The 22,707-nt window shown below is 60.0% G+C and carries 20 protein-coding genes; 14 read left to right on the top strand and 6 right to left on the bottom strand.

Going from position 1 to position 22,707, the window contains the following annotated elements; all coding sequences use genetic code 11:
- The first annotated feature begins 102 nt into the window (after positions 1–102).
- The 7 genes from OKC42_RS20980 (at position 103) to mltB (ending at position 8,305) form a co-directional block, all read left to right on the top strand.
- On the top strand, positions 103–684 hold the full coding sequence (locus OKC42_RS20980; protein ID WP_021231092.1) for a carboxymuconolactone decarboxylase family protein: 582 nt from the start codon (positions 103–105) through the stop codon (positions 682–684).
- Complete coding sequence (locus tag OKC42_RS20975; RefSeq protein ID WP_270657342.1) at positions 684–2,837, top strand: FAD-dependent oxidoreductase; 2,154 nt, start codon at positions 684–686, stop codon at positions 2,835–2,837. Before OKC42_RS20980 ends, OKC42_RS20975 begins: the two co-directional genes overlap by 1 nt.
- A gap of 17 nt (positions 2,838–2,854) precedes the next feature.
- Positions 2,855–4,078, top strand: coding sequence for an ABC transporter substrate-binding protein (locus OKC42_RS20970; RefSeq protein WP_232099215.1), 1,224 nt, complete (start codon positions 2,855–2,857; stop codon positions 4,076–4,078).
- Positions 4,079–4,152: 74 nt separating this feature from the next.
- Positions 4,153–5,787 (top strand): ABC transporter permease, encoded by a 1,635-nt coding sequence (locus OKC42_RS20965; RefSeq protein ID WP_270660482.1) that lies wholly within the window; start codon positions 4,153–4,155, stop codon positions 5,785–5,787.
- Positions 5,788–5,810: 23 nt separating this feature from the next.
- Positions 5,811–6,461 (top strand): ATP-binding cassette domain-containing protein, encoded by a 651-nt coding sequence (locus tag OKC42_RS20960; RefSeq protein WP_270657347.1) that lies wholly within the window; start codon positions 5,811–5,813, stop codon positions 6,459–6,461.
- A 14-nt stretch (positions 6,462–6,475) separates the two neighbouring features.
- Complete coding sequence (locus tag OKC42_RS20955) at positions 6,476–7,090, top strand: CDP-alcohol phosphatidyltransferase family protein (RefSeq protein WP_042657097.1); 615 nt, start codon at positions 6,476–6,478, stop codon at positions 7,088–7,090.
- Positions 7,091–7,222: 132 nt separating this feature from the next.
- Complete coding sequence (gene mltB, locus OKC42_RS20950) at positions 7,223–8,305, top strand: lytic murein transglycosylase B (protein ID WP_270657339.1); 1,083 nt, start codon at positions 7,223–7,225, stop codon at positions 8,303–8,305.
- A gap of 102 nt (positions 8,306–8,407) precedes the next feature.
- Here the strand turns inward: mltB and pgm are convergent, their stop codons facing one another.
- A complete protein-coding gene (gene pgm / locus OKC42_RS20945; RefSeq protein ID WP_042657096.1) occupies positions 8,408–10,057 on the bottom strand; it encodes a phosphoglucomutase (alpha-D-glucose-1,6-bisphosphate-dependent) in 1,650 nt (549 codons plus the stop codon).
- A gap of 58 nt (positions 10,058–10,115) precedes the next feature.
- Entirely contained in the window at positions 10,116–10,625 is a 510-nt protein-coding gene (seqA, locus tag OKC42_RS20940; RefSeq protein ID WP_042657095.1) for a replication initiation negative regulator SeqA, read from the bottom strand.
- Positions 10,626–10,899: 274 nt separating this feature from the next.
- Between seqA and OKC42_RS20935 the strand changes: the two genes are divergently transcribed.
- Genes OKC42_RS20935 through fldA form a run of 4 tightly spaced genes read left to right on the top strand, consistent with a single transcriptional unit; the run spans position 10,900 to position 12,840 of the window.
- Positions 10,900–11,682 carry an alpha/beta fold hydrolase gene (locus tag OKC42_RS20935; protein ID WP_082034827.1) on the top strand — a complete coding sequence of 261 codons (783 nt, stop codon included), beginning with the start codon at positions 10,900–10,902 and terminating at the stop codon, positions 11,680–11,682.
- A gap of 55 nt (positions 11,683–11,737) precedes the next feature.
- A complete protein-coding gene (locus tag OKC42_RS20930) occupies positions 11,738–11,959 on the top strand; it encodes a DUF2788 domain-containing protein (protein WP_005334296.1) in 222 nt (73 codons plus the stop codon).
- 20 nt (positions 11,960–11,979) lie between these two features.
- A complete protein-coding gene (ybfE, locus tag OKC42_RS20925; protein ID WP_005334297.1) occupies positions 11,980–12,276 on the top strand; it encodes a LexA regulated protein in 297 nt (98 codons plus the stop codon).
- A gap of 39 nt (positions 12,277–12,315) precedes the next feature.
- Positions 12,316–12,840, top strand: a complete 525-nt coding sequence (fldA, locus tag OKC42_RS20920) for a flavodoxin FldA (RefSeq protein WP_005334298.1) — start codon at positions 12,316–12,318, stop codon at positions 12,838–12,840.
- A 91-nt stretch (positions 12,841–12,931) separates the two neighbouring features.
- On the opposite strand, the gene OKC42_RS20915 is transcribed toward fldA, so the two are convergent.
- Positions 12,932–13,405, bottom strand: coding sequence for a DUF4442 domain-containing protein (locus OKC42_RS20915; protein WP_005334300.1), 474 nt, complete (start codon positions 13,403–13,405; stop codon positions 12,932–12,934).
- Between the two features lie 242 nt (positions 13,406–13,647).
- Here OKC42_RS20915 and fur point away from each other — a divergent pair, with 242 nt between their 5' ends.
- Complete coding sequence (gene fur, locus OKC42_RS20910) at positions 13,648–14,076, top strand: ferric iron uptake transcriptional regulator (RefSeq protein WP_005334301.1); 429 nt, start codon at positions 13,648–13,650, stop codon at positions 14,074–14,076.
- Between the two features lie 117 nt (positions 14,077–14,193).
- Here fur and glnS read toward each other — a convergent pair whose 3' ends face one another.
- From glnS to nagE, 3 genes are all read right to left on the bottom strand, one after another.
- Positions 14,194–15,855, bottom strand: a complete 1,662-nt coding sequence (gene glnS / locus OKC42_RS20905) for a glutamine--tRNA ligase (protein ID WP_064336856.1) — start codon at positions 15,853–15,855, stop codon at positions 14,194–14,196.
- 355 nt (positions 15,856–16,210) lie between these two features.
- Positions 16,211–18,874, bottom strand: a complete 2,664-nt coding sequence (locus tag OKC42_RS20900) for a beta-N-acetylhexosaminidase (RefSeq protein ID WP_257124652.1) — start codon at positions 18,872–18,874, stop codon at positions 16,211–16,213.
- Positions 18,875–18,995: 121 nt separating this feature from the next.
- The gene (gene nagE / locus OKC42_RS20895; protein WP_021231106.1) at positions 18,996–20,474 is read right to left on the bottom strand and encodes an N-acetylglucosamine-specific PTS transporter subunit IIBC; all 1,479 of its coding nucleotides are present in this window, start codon (positions 20,472–20,474) and stop codon (positions 18,996–18,998) included.
- 273 nt (positions 20,475–20,747) lie between these two features.
- Between nagE and nagB the strand changes: the two genes are divergently transcribed.
- Entirely contained in the window at positions 20,748–21,548 is an 801-nt protein-coding gene (gene nagB, locus OKC42_RS20890) for a glucosamine-6-phosphate deaminase (RefSeq protein ID WP_005334308.1), read from the top strand.
- Positions 21,549–21,557: 9 nt separating this feature from the next.
- Entirely contained in the window at positions 21,558–22,703 is a 1,146-nt protein-coding gene (gene nagA / locus OKC42_RS20885) for an N-acetylglucosamine-6-phosphate deacetylase (RefSeq protein WP_021231107.1), read from the top strand.
- Positions 22,704–22,707: the final 4 nt, after the last annotated feature.

The following is a 22,707-nucleotide window of genomic DNA, read 5'->3' as shown; positions in this document are numbered from 1 at the left end:
TAACCATGGAACGGCTACGCCATTCACACCTTATATCCCCGCCATGAATGACGGGGCTTTACGGTGCTTTTGGGTAAGTGTGAAACAACAAGAAGGTAACTGATGCGCGTTGAGGTCAAACCCGACCGGGAATATGCCTGGTTTATCCGCCCCTTTTTCTGGCTGCAAAAGCGCAACTATGGTCAGGTGCTTATTCCGGGCAAATGCTGGGGCCGCTCGCCGCGCCTGTTTGCCGCCGTCGCTACCCTCTACGGGGTCATCAACCGCAAGCGATCCCCCATCGACCCCGTGCTGCGCTCGCTGGTGACGGTGCGGGTCTCCCAGCTCAACTGGTGTCGTTTTTGCGTCGACATCAATGCCATGACCCTGGTAAAGAGAGCCGGCTCCAGCGAGAAGGTGGAGGCGCTGGCCAACTGGCGCGAAAGCCCGCTGTTCGATGAACGGGAGAAAGCAGTGCTCGACTACACCGAAGCGATGACCGGGCTGGATGGGGTTAGCGATGAACAGGCGGCCCGCCTCAAGCCCTGGTTCGACGACGACGCCATGGTTGAGCTGACCGGCCTTATCGCCTTCCAGAACATGTCGGCCAAGTTCAACGCCGCCCTCGATATCGCGCCGCAGGGCTTCTGCCAACTACCGGTGCAACCGGAACGCCCCGCCCAGCCAGACAGCAAGGACGCCTGATGAACCGGACCCGCCTGCTGCTTGCGCTGGTGATGGGGGGCCTCATCGGCACCTTTTTTACCCTCGATCTTGGCCGTTACCTCACTCTGGGCGCCTTGCAGGCCCAGCAGGCGGCACTGGCGCAATGGGTCGACAGCCACTTTGTCTCGGCCAGCCTGCTGTTCGTGCTTATCTATGTGCTGAGCACAGCCCTCTCCCTGCCCGGTGCCAGCCTGCTCACCCTGGGTGGCAGCGCGGTGTTCGGCGTCGCCTGGGGGCTGCTGCTGGTCTCCTTTGCCAGCTCCATCGGCGCGACCCTGGCCTTTCTCAGCGCCCGCTTTCTGCTGCGCGACTGGGTCACGGCCCGCTTTGGTGACAAGCTGACCACCTTTCACTCCGGCATGGCGAAGGAGGGTGCCTTCTATCTGCTCAGCCTGCGCCTCATCCCCGTATTCCCCTTCTTTCTGGTCAATCTGCTGATGGGGCTCACCCCCATCAGAGTCAGCACCTACTACTGGGTGAGCCAGCTTGGCATGCTGCCCGGCACCTTCGTCTATGTGCTGGCGGGCAGCGAGCTTGGCCAGTTAACCAGCACCGGCAATATCCTCTCTCCCGGCCTGATGATGGCGCTGACCCTGCTGGGGCTGATGCCCTGGCTGGTCAAGAAATTGACCGCACACCTCGCCCAGCGGCGCCTGCTCGCCACCTACCGCAAACCCGCTCGCTATGACTACAACCTGCTGGTGATAGGTGCCGGGGCCGGTGGACTGGTCACCAGCTATATCGCCGCAGCGGTGAAGGCCAAGGTGGCGCTCATCGAGAAACACAAGATGGGGGGCGATTGCCTCAACAGCGGCTGCGTCCCCTCCAAGGCATTGATCCGCTGCGCCCGCTTTGCCGCAGAGCAGCGCAAGGCCGACGAGCTGGGCTTTAGCCCAAGCCACTCCCGCGCCGATTTTGCCGCTGTGATGGAGCGGGTGGCTGAGGTTATCAAGGCGGTCGAGCCCCACGATTCCATCAAGCGCTATCAGGGGCTTGGGGTGGAGTGCATCGAAGGGGAGGCGCGGCTGGTCTCCCCCTGGGAGGTGGAAGTGAATGGCCAGCGCCTTGCCAGCCGCCATATCGTTATTGCCACCGGCGCCCGGCCGCTGGTGCCCAAGCTGCCGGGGCTGGATCAGGTGCCTTACCTCACCTCGGATAGCCTCTGGCAACTGCGCACCCCGCCGCGCCGCCTGCTGGTGCTGGGCGGCGGCCCCATCGGCTGCGAGCTGGCCCAAAGCTTCGCCCAGCTCGGCATTCCCGTGACCTTGGTGGAGCTCTCGGAGCAGCTGCTGCCCCGCGAAGATAGGGAAGTGGCCGACGCGCTGGCCGGGCAGATGAGCCGCGATGGCGTGCGGCTACTCACCGGCTGGCGCGCCGAGCGAGCCGACTACCTGCCCGCAGCCGAGGGGGATCTGCCCATCCGGCTGCAACTGCGCCGGGGCGATGAGACGCAGGTGATTGAAGGGGATCAACTGCTGCTGGCACTGGGTCGGGTCGCCAATGTGAGCGGCTTCGGGCTCGAAGCGTTGGGAGTCGAGTTTGCCCCCCGCGGCACCATAGCGGTCGATGGCTTTCTTGCCACCAACTTCCCCAGCATACTGGCAGTGGGAGACGTAGCGGGCCCTTACCAGTTCACCCACTTCGCCGCCCATCAGGCCTGGTATGCGGCGGTCAATGCCCTATTTGGCCAGTTCAAGCGCTTTCGGGCCGACTATCGGGTCATTCCGGCGGCCACCTACACCACTCCGGAGATTGCCCGGGTCGGCCTCAATCGCAAGGAGGCAGAGGCGCAGGGGATTCCCTTCGAGGCGACCCGCTTCGAGCTGGCCGAGCTGGATCGCGCCATTGCCGATGGTGAGCGCCACGGTTTTGTCGAGGTGCTGACCGTGCCGGGCAAGGATACTATCCTTGGCGCCACCATAGTGGGCACTCACGCCGGTGAGCGGATTGCCGAGTTCGTGCTCGCCATGCGTCACCGCCTCGGCCTTGGCAAGATCCTCGGCACCATTCACGCCTATCCCACCCTGATGGAGGGAAACAAATACGTGGCAGGTGAATGGAAACGGGCCCACCAGCCCACCCGGGTGCTGGCGTTGCTGGCCCGTTATCACCGCTGGCGCCGTGGCGCCTGACAATCAGGGAAACGTTTATGCTCAAGCCATTCTCACTGCTCGGCTCACACCTCAGATCACGCCAGAACTCTCGGCTTAAACAGCGGCTCAACGCCCTGCTGTGCGCCCTGCCACTGCTGGCCAGTGGCCCGCTGTTGGCGGCCAATCCAGACGACGGCTGGCAACAGACCCTTGAGGAGGCGAAAGGGCAGACCGTCTACTTCAACGCCTGGGGCGGCAGCCCGGAGATCAACGCCTATCTGGTGTGGGCCGGGCAGGAGCTGGCGCGCGACTATCAGGTCAAGCTGGTGCAGGTGAAGGTAGATGACATCGCCCAGAGCGTCAGCCAGCTGCTGGCCAACAAGCAGGCGGGTAAGCAAGCTGGCGGCCCCATCGATCTGCTGTGGGTCAACGGTGAGAACTTCAAGGCGCTCAAGGAGCAGGGGCTGCTTGGCGCGCCCTTTACCACTGAGCTGCCCAACATGGCGCTGGTAGACAGCAGCCTGCCGGTGAGTGAGGACTTCACCCTGCCGGTGGAAGGGCTGGAAGCCCCCTGGGGCATCGGCCAGCTCAATCTGATGGTCGACACCGAAGAGGTCGCCAGCCCGCCCACCTCGGCTGCAGCCCTGCTTGCGTGGGCCAAGGCCCATCCCGGCCGTTTCACCTATCCCAAGCCGCCCCAGTTCCATGGCTCCAGCTTTCTCAAGCAGATCTTGCTGGAGTTGACGCCAAACCCCGCCCCCCTCTATCGGGAAGCGACCGAGAGCGACTTTACCAAGCTCACCGCCCCGCTCTGGGCCTGGCTCGATGAGCTGCATCCGGCACTCTGGCGCAAGGGCAAGCTGTTCCCCACCAGCGCCGCCGAAACCCGCCAACTGCTCGATGATGGCGAACTGGCCATGGCCATCAGCTTCAACCCGCAGGAGGCGCAAAGCGCCGCCCAGATTGGCGCCCTGCCCCCCAGTGTGGAGGCGGTTGCCATGGAGAAAGGGGCGCTCACCAACAGCCATTTTCTCGCTATCCCCTTCAACGCCAGTGCCCGCGCCGGGGCCAAGGTGGTGGCCAACTTCCTGCTGAGCCCGGCAGCGCAGGCGCGCAAGGCCAATCCGGCATTCTGGGGTGATCCCAGCGTGCTGCGGGCCGATGCCCAGCCTGACTCCACAAAGGGGCAACCGGCATTGCGCTTCAAATCAGTGTCAGAGCCCCATCCCAGCTGGCAGCTCAAACTGGAAGCGGCCTGGGCCGGGCGTTACGGCCACTGATGAGTGCCGCTGGTCACCCGCTTGCCCGCTCCCGACCATGGCGCAGGTTGCTGATCCGCCACCGCGGGATGGGTATGGGCGTTGTTTATCTGGTGATCTTCGTCATTCCCCTGCTGGCGGGGCTATGGCAACTGCTGGCGGAGGGGATGACCGCCTCTCATCTTGCCTTGCTGTTGGCCCAGCCTGGCCTGTGGCACTCCGCTGCGCTGAGCCTGTGGATTGGCGCCGCCTCGACCCTCGGTAGCCTGCTGTTGACCGCCCTGCTGCTGGCCCACAGCGACAGCCGGGCTTTCGGCCTGCTCCGCCGCCTGCTCTCGCCGATGCTGGCCATGCCCCACGTCGCCTTTGGCATCGGTTTTACCTTTCTGCTCGCCCCCTCCGGCTGGCTGCTGCGGCTCGTCTCGCCAGCCCTTACCGGATTTGAACTGCCCCCCGATTGGCAGACTATTCGCGACCCTCTAGGACTCGGGCTGATTACACTGCTCGTGTTCAAAGAGACCCCCTTTCTGCTGCTGATGGCGATGGCCGCGCAGCAACCCATCCCGCTGGCGCGCCAGCAGTGGCTGGGGGCGAGCCTCGGCTTCAGCCCCCCCCAGATCTGGTGGCGCCTGCTGCTGCCAGCGCTCTGGCCCGCCCTGCACCTGCCCATCTATGCGGTGGCAGCCTATGGTGTGGCGGTGGTGGATCTCGCCCAGCTGCTCGGGCCCGATGCCCCCGCCCCGCTGGCGGTGCGGTTGTGGCTCTGGTATCAGGACCCGGATCTGCTCTGGCGCGGTGCCACCGCCAGCGGCGCCCTGCTGCTGCTCGCCATCACGGCGCTGCTGATCGCCCTGCTCAGATTACTGGAGTGGTTTCATCAAGAAGTGGGCAAAGGCTGCTGGCTCGATGGCAAACGGGCGATGCCTCACTCCTTTGCCAACCGGCTCGCAGCATGCTTTTCATTCACCCTGATCACCCTCAATCTGGCGGTGCTGGCGGCCCTGCTGCTCTGGTCGCTGGCGCGCCGCTGGCCCTTTCCCGCCCTCTTGCCCAGTCAGTGGAGCGGTCACTACTGGCTGGATCTGCTGCCAACCCTGCTGCCGCTGCTGGCAACCAGTGCGCTGTTGGCACTGGCGAGTGGCTTGCTGGCGCTGGTGATGGCGGTGTGTAGTCTGGAGGTGCAAGCCGGGCGCCGCCGCTGGCCACTTTGGCTTGTCTGCCTGCCGCTGTTGCTGCCGCAGGCCAGCCTGCTGTTTGGCATCCGGCTCGGGCTGGACTGGCTTGCACATGACTCGATAAGCAGCGCCATTGGCTGGAGCTGGGTGCTCTGGAGCCAGCTGCTGTTTGTCTTTCCCTATGTCTATTTGTGCCTGCACGGCCCCTATCGTCAGTTCGATCCGCGGATCACCCAAAGCGCCCTGCTGCTGGGAGCAACACCGTGGCGAGCCTGGTGGCAGGTCAAAGCACCGCTACTGGCCCGCCCTCTGCTATTTGCCTTCGGTGTCGGGGCGGCGGTAAGCCTGGCCCAGTATCTGCCGACCCTGCTGTTTGGCGCAGGCAGAGTGGTCACCATCACCACCGAAGCGGTGGCCATCGGCAGTGGCCTCAACCGGCGGCTGGCGGGGCTCTACGGCCTGCTGCAACTGCTGCTGCCGCTCGTTATCTATCTGCTGGCGCTCTGGCTGCCGGCGCGGATCAATCCGGCGCTCAAGGGGGGCGGCTCACGATGAACTCTCATGATGGAAATAGCCATGTGCTGAGCACCACGCCTCTTCGGCTCTATCTGGAGGAAAGCCTGTTGCTCTCGCTGCCCGCCCTGCAGGTGGCACCCGGCGAGGTGTTGACCCTGATGGGGCCCAGCGGCTGTGGTAAAAGCTCCCTGCTGGCGGGGCTCGCCGGGGTACTGCCGAGCGCGCTGACGGGGAGCGGCCCAATCCGGCTGGAGGGGGAGGTAAGGCTCGGCGAGCGGCCACTCAACACCTTGCCTGCGCAAGCGCGGCGCATCGGCATGCTGTTTCAGAATGACTTGCTGTTTGACCATCTGACGGTGGCGGAGAACCTGATGTTCGGCATGCCGGCGACCATCAAGGGAAAACGCGCGCGGCGGGAAAAGGCACTGGCCGCATTGGCACGGATCGCGCTGGCGGATCAGGCTGACAAGCTGCCGCAACTGCTATCGGGGGGTCAGCGGGCGCGGGTCAGCCTGCTGCGGGCGCTGTTAGCGGAACCCGACGCCCTGCTGCTGGACGAGCCCTTCTCCCGCCTCGACAAGCCGCTGCGGGCCGCCTTTCGCCAGCTGGTGTTCGCGCAGATCAAAGCGCTGGCCATTCCCGCCATTCTGGTAACCCACGACGAAGACGACGCGCCGGGCACCATACTTCACCTCACCGAATCCTGTTTTTGACCGAGGAGTTCACCTTGTTTGACCGCCACCTGATCCCCGTGATCCGCAGCCCCCTCAGCCAGCTTGCCAAGCCGCTCTGCCGCGCCGGGATCAGCGCCAATCAGGTGAGCCTCACCGGCTTTGCTATTGGCATGCTGGCGCTGCCGCTGCTGGCCTTTGGTTGCTATCAATGGGCGCTCGCGGCGATCCTGCTCAACCGCTTGCTGGACGGGCTCGATGGCGCAGTGGCGCGGGAAACCGGCATCACCGACTGCGGCGGCTTTCTCGACATCACGCTCGACTTTATTTTCTACGCCGCCGTGGTACTAGGCTTTGCCCTCGCCGCCCCCGCCAATGCACTGCCCGCCGCCACCCTGCTGTTTGCCTTTATGGGCACAGGGTCGAGCTTTCTGGCGTTTGCCATCATGGCGGGCAAGCGGGGGATCGACAATCCGGTCTACCACCACAAGTCCCTCTACTATCTGGGCGGCCTCACCGAGGGGAGCGAGACCATAGCTCTCTTTGTGCTGATGTGTCTGTGGCCCGCCGCCTTCGCCCCGCTCGCCTACGGCTTTGCGCTGCTCTGCGCCATCACCACCCTGACCCGGCTCTGGAGCGGTTACCACACCCTGCGTCACCCACCGCGCTAAACAGTGCAGCCCTCACCTAAGGGCTAATCTATCGCACGATGAATTGGTGGCCAACGAGGCGCACGGAACACTTGCACGGGGATGACAATGTTTTACCATGACGACACTTTTGTCAGTCTCTTTGAGAACCCTATGCGTCGCCTTGCCTCTCTTCTCACTCTGTCGTTATTCCCCCTGCTCGGTGGCTGCAGCAGCGCCCCGGCCCCCAAGCCCGTGGTCAAGCCTCAACCCAACAGTGCCTTTATCAATCAGGCGCCATCGAGCAAACCCGTTTACACACAAGGGGTTAGCAAGGGGGATTTCGCCAATCGCCCCAATGTGGACAGATTCGTCCAGAAGATGGTCGAGCAGCATGGCTTCGACAACGCCCAGTTGCATCAGCTGCTGGCACAGGCAGAGCGCTACGACTGGATCATCCGCCTGATGGATGCCCAGGCGCCGACCACCGCCAAGCCCACCGGCCCGACCGGCGCCTGGAACCGCTATCGCGCCAAGTTCATCACCCCGGATAACGTGCAAAACGGCGTCAACTTCTGGCGTGAATACGCAAGCGAGCTGAACCGGGCGGAGCAGATCTACGGGGTACCGCCGGAGATCATCGTCGGCATTATCGGGGTGGAGACCCGCTGGGGCCGGGTGATGGGCAAGACCCGCATTCTGGATGCGCTGGCCACCCTGGCGTTTGATTATCCGCGCCGCGCCGAGTTCTTCACCAGCGAGCTGGAAGCCTTCCTGGTGATGACCCGCGATGAAGGGATGGATCCTGCAGAACCCAAGGGCTCCTACGCCGGGGCCATGGGCTATGGCCAGTTCATGCCCTCCAGCTTCCAGCGCTATGCGGTGGACTTTGACGGCAACGGCCACACCAATTTGTGGGATCCGGTGGATGCCATCGGCAGCGTTGCCAACTACTTCAAGGCCCACGGCTGGGAGAAAGGGCAACCGGTGGCGGTGCGCGGTCAGGGCCAACTGCCCGGCTACGAGCATGGCTTCCAGACCCGCTACCCGGTCGCCACTCTGCGCCGCGCAGGGCTCACCCCCACCAGCAGCTTGGGCAATCACAGCGAGTCGAGCCTGCTGCGCCTCGATGTGGGCACCGGCTACCAATACTGGTACGGCCTGCCCAACTTCTACACCATCACCCGCTACAACCACAGCACCCACTACGCCATGGCGGTGTGGCAGCTGGGTCTGGCGGTGAAGGCGGCACGCTGACAACTCGCTGGTATAAAACAGACAATTAAAAAGGAGCCATTATGGCTCCTTTTTTATATCCAACGTTCAACCCCATCAGGGGCTCAAGGATGACTACCTGATTTAGACGCCTGCCTTGGCCAGCGCCGCAGAGACGATCTGCTGGGCTTCTTGCTGGATCAGATCCAGGTGCGCCTCGCCCTTGAAGCTCTCCATGTAGATCTTGTAGATGGACTCGGTGCCGGAGGGGCGCGCCGCGAACCAGCCGTTCTCGGTCACCACCTTCAGGCCACCGATGGCTGCATCGTTGCCCGGCGCCTTGGTCAGCTTGGCGATAATGGGCTCACCGGCCAGGGTAGAGGCTTCGACCAGTGCCGGATCCAGCTTGGAGAGCACCGCTTTCTGGGCGCTGTTGGCCGGGGCGTCGATACGGCGATAGCTGGAGCGGCCAAACTTGGTTTCCAGTGCGTCGTAGTGGGCCTGCGGATCCTTGCCGGTAACCGCCAGAATTTCGGCCGCCAGCAGCGCCAGAATGAAGCCATCCTTGTCGGTGGTCCAGACGGTGCCGTCTTTGCGCAGGAAGGAGGCGCCCGCGCTCTCTTCGCCGCCAAAGCCGAACTCGCCGCTATAGAGGCCATCCACGAACCACTTGAAGCCGACCGGCACCTCTTTCAGGGTGCGGCCAATCTCGCCGGCAACCCGGTCGATCATCGAAGAGGAGACCAGCGTCTTGCCGACAGCCGCATCGGCAGCCCAGCCGGTGCGATGGGTAAACAGATACTGGATTGCCACCGCCAGATAGTGGTTCGGGTTCATCAGGCCGGACTTGGTAACGATGCCGTGACGGTCATAGTCAGGGTCATTGCCAAGGGCGATGTCGAACTTGTCTTTGAGGGCAATCAGGCTCGCCATGGCGAACGGGCTGGAGCAGTCCATCCGGATCTTGCCGTCTTTATCCAGGGTCATGAAGGAGAAGGTCGGGTCGACCTTGTAGTTCACCACCTCGATATTCAGGCCATAGGTCTTGGCGATAACGTCCCAATAGGCGACGCCGGAGCCACCCAGCGGATCGACACCGATCTTGATGCCAGCGTTCTTGATGGCATCCATGTCCAGCACGTTCTTCAGATCATCCACATAAGGGGTGACATAGTCGTGCTCGACCACGAACGGGCTCTTGAGCGCTTCGGCGAACGGCATCCGTTTCACACCGGCCAGACCCGCTTCCAGAATGGCGTTGGCACGGTCCTCCACCCACTTGGTGATCTCTCCTTCGGCGGGGCCACCGTGAGGCGGGTTGTACTTGAAGCCACCATCTTCCGGCGGGTTGTGGGACGGGGTGATCACCACCCCGTCAGCGCGCGCAGCCGGTTTGCCTGCATTGTGGCGCAGGATGGCGTGAGAGATGACCGGGGTCGGGGTAAAGCCCATACCGGCTTGAATGCGAGTTTCAACGCCGTTGGCCGCCAGCACTTCGACTGCGCTGGCAAAGGCGGATTCGGACAGGGCATGGGTATCCATGCCGACAAACAGCGGGCCAGTGATACCGGCCTGCCGGCGATATTCCACCAGCGCTTGGGTCACCGCCAGAATATGGGATTCGGTAAAGGCGTTGTGCAAGGCACTGCCACGGTGGCCGGAGGTACCGAAGGCAACCCGCTGCTCGGGGCGGCTCATGTCCGGCTTGTTGAGGTAGTAGGCACTGACCAGACGGGGGATGTTGGTCAGGTCGCTTAAACGAGCCGGCTGACCGGCGTGGGAATGCTGAGCCATGGCGTTTTCCTTGCGTAATGGCGGCCTTGCTGGGCAAGGCCTGAGTCTTGATAAACCGTTAAATGGCGCCACACACCTGCGCGATCACCTCTTCGCCATAGCCCATGCTGGCCATCAGCTGGGCCACCATATTCTGCTTGCGGCTGGTGTTGGTGTTGGTGATCACCCAGAACGGGGTGTCCGGTACCGGCTTGGGCTTGGTGGTGCTACCACTGGCACGCAGAGCCTCGGGATCCCGTGAGAAATAGACGCGCTTGCGTCCCTTGATTTCGGTGGCCTGGGTAAACCCGACCGGATCGTCCCGGTAGAGGGTACTGAGCACCTGCATGAAGCGGTTGATGGACTTCTCTTCTTTTTGCAGCTCACCGGAATCGAGCAGGGCTTGCAGCCCTTGCCGGGTGGCTACCGCACTGGGCTGCACGACGGCAACGGGCTCGGCAACCGGCACACGTTCGTGAGCAGGCTGTTCCAGCAGACGGCGCAGGATATCGGAGGCACTCTCACCAATGTGCCGGGTCTGGCTGGCGATATAGAAGTAGAGATCGTCATCAAGCTCGATGGTTTTCATAGGGATGCGCTGGACTCGTCGAAATTCGGATGCGGCGATTATACATAGGCAAACCCGACAGCCCAAGCAAGGGGCTGGCAGATGTACATGAATCTCATCGAGAATACGGCATAATAGCGGGCCAAGTGTGTGATCAGCCGCACTGATAGCCGATCCGGACGGGATTTTTTAGAAAAAAAACCACATGAATTTCCTATCCGTTGGACGAAATCCTTTTCTTTCCAGTGCGTTAAATAAAACAGCGATACGCACCCACGACCGACAAGGTGTCATTTTGCAACAAAACAGCATATTGAACTTCAAGGAGCAGGGTCAGGGCCCGGCGGTCATTCTGATCCACGGCCTGTTTGGCAGCCTCGATAACCTCGGCCTGCTGGCCCGTGCTCTCTGCGAGCAATACCGGGTTATCAGCGTCGATCTGCGTAACCACGGCGCCTCCTTTCATGGCAGCGAGATGAGCTATCCGGCGCAGGCGGCCGATATTCTGACCCTGATGGATCGGCTGAATATTGCCGACGCCACCCTGATTGGCCACTCGATGGGGGGCAAAGTGGCGATGCAGGTCGCCAAGCTGGCGCCAGCACGTGTAAGCCGTCTAGTCGTCGCCGATATGGCACCGGTCGCCTATCCCCACTCCCGCCACCAGAATGTGTTCGCCGGACTCAACGCCACACTGCACACGCCGCCGCAAAGCCGCAGCGAAGCGGAAGCCATGTTGGCCGAACATATCGAGATCGCCGGGGTACGCCAGTTCCTGCTCAAATCCTTCGCCAGAGGCGAGCATGGCTGGGGTTGGCGCTTCAATGTGCCGGCGCTTGAGCAAAACTACGCCGACATCATGGGCTGGCCAGAGGATGATCGCCGCTTCGAGGGGCCGGTGCTCTTTATCAAGGGGGGGGATTCTGACTATATGCAGCCGCAATACAGCGAGGCGGCACTGGCCCAATTCCCGGCGGCAAAGGTGCGTGTCATCGCGGGTACCGGCCACTGGCTGCATGCGGAAAAACCGGCTCTGTTCAACAAATTGGTTGTGGATTTCCTGTCGACAGGCGGTTAACAGTTTCAAATCCTTTGTGATATAGTGCGCCCGTCATAAGGAGTGTGCGCAATCCATGCTAAGTGAACATATCGACCTGATCGAAAGTTTGGGCCTCAAGTTATTCTTTGTGGCCATTTTCATATTGATTGGCCTGGCCATTCAGGACGTGCTCAAGCGCGGCAACGTGCCCCGTTTCGGTCGTTTTATCGTCTGGTTGGTACTGTTTCTGGGTTGTGCGGGTTTTGTCGCCAAGGGGCTGATCGAACTGGGCTGGGAAGGCTCAGGACTCGGCTAACTTATTTTCATCTGTGATGTATGGCCAAACAGCAAACTGATCGAACAACACTGGATCTGTTCGCAAATGAGAAGCGCCCCGGCAGGCCAAAGACCAATCCACTCCCCCGCGAGACCCAGCTCAAGATCAACAAGCGTAACCAGCTTAAGCGCGATCGGGAAAATGGGCTGAAGCGGGTAGAGTTAAAGGTGGAGGCCGAGTTGCTGGAGCGCCTGAACCAACTTGCGTTACAACAGAACATCAGCCGAGCCGAGCTGATCCAATCTATCCTGAAACAACAGATTGAGTCCGCCTTTGCGGTGGACATTGCAGTCTGAGCGTTGAGCATTAACACCAAATACGGGTAACTAAACACTATGGCAAGTGTAGGTCTGTTTTTTGGCAGCGATACCGGTAACACCGAAGCTGTCGCCAAGATGATCCAGAAAGAGCTGGGCAAAAACCTGATTGAAGTCCGTGACATCGCCAAGAGCAGCAAGGCCGACATCGAGAGCTTTGATCTGCTGATGTTCGGCATCCCGACTTGGTACTACGGCGAAGCCCAGGCCGACTGGGACGACTTCTTCCCCGATCTGGGCGAAATCGACTTCACCAACAAGCTGGTCGCCATCTTCGGTTGCGGTGATCAGGAAGACTATTCCGAGTACTTCCTCGACGCCATGGGCACCCTGCGTGACATCGTCGAAGCAAAAGGCGCCATCATCATCGGTCACTGGCCGACTGCCGGCTACGAGTTCGAAGCCTCCAAGGCACTGGTCGATGACAAGCACTTTGTCGGTCTGGGTATCGATGAAGATCGCCAGCCGGAGCTGACTGCTGAGCGCGTCAAGGGCTGGTGCAAGCAGCTGCACGAAGAGATGTGCCTGGGCGAGCTGGAGTAATCCACCTCCCCCTCATACCTCTGACAACAAGGGCCCCGACGGGGCCCTTGTTGTATCTGCTTGTTGCGATGCCTGCCTTTATTCTTCCCTGTTATTCACCTCTGTGCTCCGGTTTGGCCCGCACATAGAGGGTGCGCTTGACCTGCGCCACCAGCTCGCCGCTCTTGTCTTGCACCGTCACCTCGAATTCGGGGAAGTGCTTGTTGCCACCTTCGGTCGCCGCCACGATTTCGGCCAGCTTGCCCTCGGTCAGGTTGAACTCGGCCACCAGCTTGCCCTTGCCCGGCTTGATGTAGTTGATGCTGCCCGCCTTGTCCCAGACGTAGTAGCGATTCTTGAAGTAGCCCATCAGCATCAGTGGATAGATGGGGTCTGTCATGGCAAACATGCTGCCGCCAAACTGGGTGCGGTTGGCATTCTTGTTCCACCAGCGGGATTTCAGGGTCACCCGGCAATAACGAAAGTCATCGCTCAGGGTCTCTATCTTGATACCGGCACCCCAGAAAGGGGGCCAGGCGTTGAGTGCGCGGCGCACCCAGGCCGCATTGTCAAAAAGCCAATCCATGGATCTCATCCGACCAGAAATATGAAAGTTACATCTTATCAACATCTGCCATGCCAGCAAGTCGGACGACACGATTGATTATTTCAATCCAACCGGCCATTTATGACTAAACCCCTTGAATTGCTGGGTTTATTTTTAGGGAGGCTACGACCTATAATGACAGGCCAAGCGAGTTCAAGGTTGCCATTCCTGCGGCAGTCCATCAGAATAACCCCACCTTCGAGAATGCGAATAAGTAGAATATGGCAGACAACAACCAAGCGTTAAAAAAGGCCGGGCTCAAGATCACCTTGCCCCGGGTCAAAATCCTGGAAATCCTGCAACAGCCGGACTGCCAGCACACCAGCGCCGAGGATCTCTATAAACGACTGATCGACCTGGGTGAAGAGATTGGTCTCGCTACCGTCTATCGCGTTCTCAACCAGTTTGATGATGCCGGTATCGTTACCCGTCACCACTTCGAAGGTGGCAAGTCGGTATTCGAGCTGGCCACTCAGGAGCACCACGACCACCTGGTTTGCCTCGACTGCGGCAAGGTGATCGAGTTCTCCGACGAAGTGATCGAACAGCGTCAGCGCGAGATCGCCAAGAAATTCAATATCCGTCTCACCAACCACAGCCTCTACCTCTACGGTCATTGTGCTACCGGTGAGTGCAAGCACGACGAATAAGTCGCCCGCGACTTGCAGATAACGGACAATAAAAAAAGCCAGCATCAGCTGGCTTTTTTATTGTCCGGCGCAGGCCGCTGGCAGCACACAGGGCAGGGTTTCCCCTGCCCCATCGGCTTAGCCTTCTACCTTGCCCCAGGAGTCGCGCAGGGCAACGGTGCGGTTAAACACCAGATGCTCCGGGCTGGAGAGCTTGTTGTCGGCGCAGAAGTAACCTTCACGCTCGAACTGGTAAGCCTGCTCCGGCTTGGCGTCCTTCAGGGAAGCCTCGACACGGGCCCCCTCGATGATCACCAGAGATTCCGGGTTCAGCGCAGCTTCGAAGTCATCCTCGGCGCCCGGGTTCGGCACCTTGAACAGACGGTCGTAGAGACGCACTTCCGCTGGCAGGGAGTGGGTGGCGCTGACCCAGTGGATCACCCCTTTCACCTTGCGGCCATCGGCCGGATCCTTGCCCAGAGTCTCGGGATCGTAGGAGCAGTAGATGCAGGTGACTTTGCCATCGGCATCTTTCTCGATGCGCTCGGCCTTGATCACATAGGCATTGCGCAGACGCACTTCCTTGCCCAGCACCAGACGCTTGAACTGCTTGTTCGCCTCTTCTTTGAAGTCCGCTTCGTCGATGAAGATTTCACGGGTAAAGTTCAGCTCGCGGGTCCCCATCTCGGCATTGCTCGGGTGGGCCGGGGCAGTCAGCACTTCATCGGCAGCCAGGTTCTCGATGACCACTTTCACCGGATGCAGCACGGCCATGGCGCGCGGGGCATGCTCGTTGAGGTCTTCGCGGATGCAGGCTTCCAGCATGCTCATCTCGACGATGTTGTCCTGCTTGGTGACGCCGATGCGTTTGCAGAACTCGCGAATGGAGGCCGGAGTGTAACCACGACGACGCAGACCGGAGACGGTCAGCATACGCGGGTCATCCCAACCATCGACGTGCTTCTCGGTCACCAGCAGGTTCAGCTTGCGCTTGGACATGACAGTGTATTCGAGGTTCAGACGAGAGAACTCGTACTGACGGGGGTGGCAGTCGATGGTGATGTTATCCAGCACCCAGTCGTACAGACGACGGTTGTCCTGGAACTCCAGGGTGCAGATGGAGTGGGTGATCCCTTCCAGCGCGTCCGAGATGCAGTGGGTGAAGTCATACATCGGGTAGATGCACCACTTGTCACCGGTCTGGTGGTGGTGGGCAAACTTGATGCGGTAGATAACCGGATCACGCATCACCATGAAGGGGGATGCCATGTCGATCTTGGCGCGCAGGCAGGCGGTGCCTTCGGCGAACTCGCCATTCTTCATCTTGGCAAACAGCGCCAGGTTCTCTTCCACGCTGCGATCGCGGAACGGGCTGTTCTTGCCAGCTTCAGTCAGAGTGCCACGGTACTCGCGCATCTGCTCGGGCGTCAGCTCGTCCACATAGGCCAGACCCTTTTCAATCAGCTCGATGGCGTAGCCGTGCAGCTTGTCGAAATAGTCGGAGGAGTAGCAGATCTCGCCGTTCCACTGGAAGCCGAGCCACTGTACGTCCTGCTTGATGGACTCTACGTACTCGATATCTTCCTTCACCGGGTTGGTGTCATCGAAACGCAGGTTGCACTGGCCCTGATAGTCGCGGGCGATGCCGAAGTTCAGGCAGATGGATTTGGCGTGGCCGATATGGAGATAACCGTTCGGCTCGGGCGGAAAACGGGTATGCACGCTGCTGTGCTTACCGCTGGCCAGATCTTCATCAATGATCTGACGAATAAAGTTAGTTGGGCTGTTCGCCTGACTCATGGCTCACCTCAAAAAAGCGTCACTGGCGGAAGTTGTGCCGGCTGGCACCCTCATCCCCCCGCCGTCAAGCCGGGTATGATCCCTTATTACGGGCGCTGTCTCAACCTGAATTTGGCACTTCCGGGCCATTTCCCGGCCATTGCGCCACTAAAAACGGCGTGGCTTGGCACATTGCACACCAAATGCATAAAAAAGCCCCGCACTAGGCGGGGCTGAAAGTGATGAAAAACACAAAACAGACAATTACACACAACAAAGGCTCACACGCACAGTCAACCTTTCCCAAACCCGATGCGCCATCGCCCTTGGGAAAGGCGGGTCTTGCGACCCACCTCATGTTAACGGTTGACTGCTATCAGTTCAGTTCGGTGACACGGCTGGTGCGCTTGCCATCGAAGCTGGTGGTACGCAGGTAGACCTTGCCATTCACGCTCGGCTTGGCCGCGGCGTCATAGGCACTCCAGTTGGTACCGTCCAGGCTGTACTGGATGGGCAGACCCGGCAGATCCACGTTCGCTTCCAGCACACCGTTCACTACCTTGGCACCCGGTACGGAGAGGCGGTATTCAACACCGGCCTGATCCAGTTTCGGCAGCACGCGCTGACCCAATACGTTGGCAAACTGGTTCCACTCTTTGTTGAGGGTGGCCTTGTTGACGAACTTGGTCTCGCCGGAGAACTCGCGACCCTTCACATAGTTCAGCTCGAAGCCACCTTTGTGCCAGGCACGCTCGGCCACGGAGAAGATACGCGGGTAGACCATGTACTCATACTGAGCATCGGTACGCACGGTTTCACTCCACTGCTGACCGGAGATCCCCTTGAACTTGACCGGATCCTGGTCACCTTTGGCCACGAAGGCGTTGCCGTCGCGGTCAACCGAGGTCTCGGCGTTCTGTGGCAGGTTTTCCGGGGCGAAGGCAAACACCTTGCGCGTGTCGTTGAAACGGGTTGCCCAGTAGTAGCCACGCTCGGCCGGGTGTACTTCGTTCGGGAAGTCGAAGTAGAGGTAATCCGGGTTGGACAGCACCACTTGGTAACCCTTGTGGGCCCACTTCATCGCTTCGTTGAAGCCACCCCAGTAGAGGGTTTCCCAGAAGTTGACACGGGTGTTGTCGGTGGCGAAGTCCTTGGCACCGCTGGCGTACTTCAGGCCATCTTCCCACGCCTGCAGGGTAGAGAAGCCGCGGTCTTTGACCATCTGGCCCACTTCCTTGGCGAAGTAAACCGGCAGCTCGCCCACTTCCTTGATCTTGCCTTCGTCGATCATCTTCTGGCACATCGGGGACTTGCCAAACGGCTTGTCCTGCTTGCTGGAGTCGACGTTACCTTTCCAGGCGACCAGCTCTTCTTTCTTGGTAACGGCCGGATCCTGATAGCCACCGCCCTGCATGATGTTCTTCGCCTCATCACCACCGTAATGCCATGCGGTCAGCGGCTGACCGGCGGCCTGGTGCATCTGGGCAACTTCATCCATTACCTTGGCCACGAAGGTGGCAGCACCCGGCTGGCAAGGGTTGATGAAGGACATCTTGTCGTAGAACTGGACCGAGGTGACGTTGGAGGTGTCAGCCGGATCAGTCAGACGGAACTGGTTGGCTTCCGCTTCTTTGCCTTCCGCCATCAGACGCTTGTAGCGCGCTTCCATGGAGATCACGGCAGCACGAGCGTGGGCCGGCATGTTGATCTCGGGGATCACGGTCACACCGCGGGCCTTGGCATAACGCACCAGATCCACGTAGTCAGACTTGCTGTAGAAACCGGAACCCTGGTTGTCGCTGGTCGGGCCGGAACCCAGTTGCGGCATCAGGCACTTGGTTTCGGACTCGTCGTGGCAACGCTGGCTACCGACCTGAGTCAGCTCCGGCAGACCCGGGATCTCCAGACGCCAGCCTTCATCGTTGGTCAGGCCAAGGTGCAGCACGTTGAGCTTCATGGCAGACATCTGGTCAACCAGCTTCTTCATGGTATCCAGACTGCGGAAGTGACGGGCCACGTCGGTCTGCATGCCACGGTATTCAAAGCGCGGCGCATCCTCGACGGTCATCGGGCTCACCAGCTTGTCATCAACACCCAGCAGGGAGATCAGGGATTGTGCACCCCAGAATGCCCCGTCGATGTCGCGACCCTGGATCACGGTGCCCTTCTGACCGATGGTCATGTCATAGCCTTCAGCCTGCTTGAGCTTGCTGCCGAGCTTGATGGTCACCGGGTAGCCGGTGTCGGAGAGGGTAACACCCAGCTTGGTCAGTTGAGCCTTCAGGGCCTCGGCGCGATCGCTCGGCAAGTCCAGGGCATTGAGTTTGATGGTAGAGAAGTCAACCTGCGGGCCAGCTTTGACTACCTGCTTCATCGGGGTCGGCAGGATCTGGTTGTCAATCTTGCCAGCCGGCAGCAGGGTGCTGGTCTGGTTGGCCGCGAAGCGGGTCTCGCTGTTCATCAGGATGTTCTTGTCATCCTTGGTACGCTTCCAGCCATCGGCCGGCATCGGCTTCTCGTAGGTGCTGGCATCATTGATGTTGCTCATGCTGGCCAGTACTTTCGGCTCGGCACCTTCGCTGGCGACATACCAGTTCGGCATGATGTCAGATTCGAACAGTACCCAGTATTCCACCACCAGCGGCACTTCGACCGTGGCATCCTTGGCAAAGCCCTGGAACTTCTCGGTTGGCGTCAAACGATAGAGATCGCCGGTCAGGTGAGTGATGGTGAACTGGTCGTTATCCACACGCTGGATACGACGAATGGAAGAGACGTAGATGCTCCAGTCTTTGGAGGTGACGTCCGCACCGGTATTGGTCAGGTGCAGCTTGGCAACGCCACAGCTCGCCCACTCGGAACCGAGCGCCTGGCAATCGAGGCCGGCACCGGCGCCGTCGTTGGTGACCACTTCATACTTGACCACCAGGTTGTTGGCGAGGGAGTCGACCACAGCCTGCTTGGCGGCATCGGCTGCCTGGACCTGGCTGACAAAAACGGTAGACATGGCAATGGCTAACAGAGAATGTTTCAAGTTCATAACTGCTGCTCTCATTTGAAGTAAAGGTTGGATTTTCTTGGCTTTTTTATATGGGGCCCCTGAGCGGGGCCCTTAGTTATGTCAACAATGGACTTAGACTTGAGGTGAGCGAGTCGCTCGATTAACGCAGGGCTTTCATCTCACCGGCGATGATTTCGGCCAATGGACCCAGAATCACCTGCAGGTTCTGCTCACCGAGTTTGACCACACCGGCCGCACCCAGGGCTTTCAGCTTGCGCTCATCGACGATGCTGCGGTCTTTCAGAGTCAGACGCAGACGGGTGATGCAGGCATCGATGGAGACCAGGTTCTCTTGACCACCCAGCACTTCCAGGTATTGCTTGGCCAGCTCGGTACGGTTGGTAGATTGAGCGGCAGCCGGAGCAGTATCTTCGTCATCTTCACGACCCGGGGTTTTCAGGTTCAGCTTGGCAATCACTACGCGGAACACGGTGTAGTAGAGGCCGAAGAAGACCAGACCCTGAGGGATCAGCATGTACCAGTTGGTCGCCAGCGGGTTACGGCTGGAGAGCACCATATCCACCAGACCGGCACTGAAACCGAAACCGGCCATCCACTGCATGGAGGCAGCGATGAACACGGAGATACCGGTCAGCACAGCGTGAATGACATACAGTACCGGCGCCACGAACATGAAGGAGAACTCGAGCGGCTCGGTTACACCGGTGAAGAAGGAGGCAAAGGCAGCTGCGATCATGATAGAGGCAACTTTCTCTTTGTTCTCTTTCTTGGCGGAGTGGTAGATGGCCAGAGCGGCACCCGGCAGACCGAACATCATGATGGGGAAGAAGCCAGCCTGGTACATACCGACCACACCTTTCACCTGCTCCAGGCTCTTGCCAGCGGCCAGAGCGGCATCGATGGTAGCCTGACCACCCAGGAAGTTCGGGATGTCGTTGATACCGGCCACGTTGAACCAGAACACGGAGTTCAGGGCGTGGTGCAGACCGATCGGGATCAGCAGACGGTTGAAGAAGGCGTAGATACCGGCACCGGTAGAACCCAGGCTCACGATGGACTCACCGAAGGAGACCAGACCACCGTAGATTGCCGGCCATACGGCCATCAGGATGAAAGATACGACGATCATCACTACGGAGGTTACGATCGGTACCAGACGACGACCGGAGAAGAAGGAGAGTGCCTTGTGCAGCTCGACGCTGCTGAAGCGGTTGTACAGCTCAGCGGCGATAACACCACACAGGATACCCACGAACTGGTTGCTGATCTTGGCAAACGCGGCAGGAACCTGCTCCACCGGGATGCTCTTGATCTGGGCCACAGCGCCCGGGCTCAGCAGGGTGGTAACGACCAGGAAGCCGACCAAACCTGCCAGAGCAGCAGAACCGTCTTTATCCTTGGACATACCGTAAGCGACACCGACTGCGAACAGTACGGACATGTTATCGATAATGGCTGCGCCCGCTTTAATCAGGAAGGCAGCCAGCGCACTGTCACCACCCCAACCATTCGGGTCAATCCAGTAGCCAACCCCCATCAGGATCGCTGCGGCAGGCAATACCGCTACCGGCACCATCAGGGCACGGCCGATCTTTTGCAAATAACCGAGAATGTTCACGGTTCCTCTCCTTAGTTAATGTTTTTCTAGAAATTAAGTGCTTATCACGTTTGACGCATAAGCCATCAAGGCTTGATTGGCAGTCTAGGGCTTTTATTTCGCTGCGCAAATTAATAAACCGATAATCGTGATCGTTATCACCCAAACAAGATAAAGGTGGTGGATAGATGTGGCTTAGTTCGCAATCTTTATTTACGCTATAAAACAACTTGAATCCGTCTTAGCCAATTGCCACCGCCAAACCGGTCGCAACCCGACACAGAGGTATCCCATATGCGCCTGATCCCGTTGAAATCTGCCAGCCAAGTAGGCCTGTGGTCTGCTCGTTACATCGTTGACCGCATCAACGCGTTCAAGCCGACCAGCGATCGCCCTTTCGTACTGGGCCTGCCCACCGGTGGCACCCCGCTCAACACCTACAAGCGCCTGATCGAGTTGCACAAAGCCGGTGAAGTGAGCTTCCAGAATGTGGTCACCTTCAACATGGACGAGTACGTTGGCCTGCCGGAAGATCACCCGGAGAGCTACCACAGCTTCATGCACAACAACTTCTTCAGCCACATCGACATTCGTCCCGAGAACATCAACATCCTCAACGGCAATGCCGAGGATCTGGTGGCCGAGTGCAAGCGCTACGAAGACAAAATCAAGTCCTACGGCAAGATCCACCTGTTCATGGGTGGCGTGGGTAACGACGGCCACATCGCGTTCAACGAACCGGCCTCTTCCCTCTCCTCCCGCACCCGGGTCAAGACCCTGACCGAAGACACCCGCATCGCCAACTCCCGCTTCTTCGGTGGCGACATGGAGCAGGTGCCCAAGCTGGCCCTGACCGTGGGTGTCGGCACCCTGATGGATGCGGAAGAGATCATGATCCTGGTCACCGGTCACGGCAAGGCACTGGCCCTGCAGGCCGCCGTGGAAGGCAGCGTCAACCACATGTGGACCATCTCCACCCTGCAACTGCATCCGAAGGGAATGATGGTGTGCGACGAGCCCTCCACCATGGAGCTCAAGGTCAAGACCGTTCGCTACTTCCAGCAACTGGAAGCCGCCAACATCGGCCGTCTGTAAGGAGTCGCCATGTACGCATTGACCAACTGTACCCTCTACACCGGCAGCTGCGTGCTGACCGGCTACGGGGTGCTTATCGAGGGCGACAAGATTGTCGCCATCTCTCACCTGGCCGAACTGCCTGCAGGCATCGAGCAAATTGACCTCAAAGGCGCCAACCTGACCGCCGGTTTTATCGATGTGCAGCTCAACGGCTGCGGCGGGGTGATGTTCAACACCGACATCACGGTCGAGACCCTGGCAACCATGCAGGCGGCCAACCTCAAATCCGGTACCACCAGCTTCCTGCCGACCCTGATCACCAGTCCGGATGCCGACATGAAGCAGGCCGTTGCGGTGACCCGTGACTACATGGCTGCACACCCCAACGAGGTGCTGGGCGTCCATCTGGAAGGGCCTTATACCAACCTCAAGCGCAAGGGGATCCACCCTGCCGCGCAAATTCGTCAGCCAGCGGACGAGATGATCGACTTCTTCTGCGCCAACGCGGATGCCATCACCAAGATCACCCTGGCACCGGAACGCAACGAGCCGGCCCATATCCGCCGTCTGGTGGAAGCGGGCATTCTGGTCTCGGCCGGTCACACTGCCGCCAGTTACGATCAGGCCATGGCCGGGTTTGATAACGGTATTCGCTTTGCGACCCACCTCTACAACGCCATGACGCCGACCCTCAACGGTCGCGAGCCGGGCGTCGTGGGCGCCATCTACGATCGCAAGGATGTCTATGCGGGCATCATCGTCGATGGCCACCACGTGCACTGGGCCAACGTGCGTCTGGCTCACAAGGCGCTGGGGGAGCGACTGGTGCTGGTCACCGATGCCACCGCGGCAGCCGGAGCGCCGGAAGGCTTTGAGAAATTTGATTTTTGTGGCACCACCGTCTTTTTACGCGATGGTCAGTGTGTCGACGAGAATGGTACACTCGGCGGTTCCTCCCTCACCATGATTGAGGGGGTGGAAAATCTGGTCAAGCAGGTCGGATTACCGCTCGATGAAGCACTGAGAATGGCCAGCCTCTACCCCGCTCGCGCCATTGGATGGGACTCACGTCTCGGTAGTATCCAGGTCGGTAAAGTAGCCAACCTCACTGTCTTCGATCAGGACTTCACGGTCCGTGGGACCGTGGTTAACGGACACTACACACAACAGTGACATC

This window comes from Aeromonas sp. Y311-2, assembly GCF_027706025.1.
In the GTDB taxonomy this organism is placed as follows: domain Bacteria; phylum Pseudomonadota; class Gammaproteobacteria; order Enterobacterales; family Aeromonadaceae; genus Aeromonas; species Aeromonas veronii.
The sequence above is the reverse complement of the archived record's forward strand: the minus strand, read 5'-3'. Positions and strand labels throughout refer to the sequence as shown.